Below are 321 nucleotides of genomic sequence, written 5' to 3'. Positions count from 1 at the left end.
AGAAGCAACAACAAAAGAAGCTAACACAGAAGAAGCAGCAACAAGAGAAGCAAGTACAGAAGAAGTAGCAACAAAAGAAGCAAGTACAGAAGAAGCAACATATTCATTCGTGCTAAGTTGAATGTAGTATTGTTATATTCTTGGCCATAATAGAAACGAACATCGGCTTCACGTCCAACACGTAACAATAATGAACCTGAACCACATGTTGGGTCATAAACATTTTTTAAATTAGGTTTATTCGTTGTGACAATCTTAGCTAAGATTTTAGACACTTGTTGTGGCGTATAAAATTCTCCCGCTTTTTTACCTGCATTAGCC

At 36.4% G+C, this 321-nt stretch carries 1 pseudogene; it reads right to left on the bottom strand.

Annotated features, from left to right (window positions below):
* Positions 1-92: 92 nt before the first annotated feature.
* Positions 93-321 (bottom strand): annotated as a pseudogene (locus KA858_RS05185) (HsdM family class I SAM-dependent methyltransferase); the annotation flags it as partial.

Source organism: Staphylococcus sp. GDX8P80P, from assembly GCF_017893095.1.
Classification (GTDB): Bacteria; Bacillota; Bacilli; order Staphylococcales; family Staphylococcaceae; genus Staphylococcus; species Staphylococcus borealis.
The sequence above is the reverse complement of the archived record's forward strand: the minus strand, read 5'-3'. Positions and strand labels throughout refer to the sequence as shown.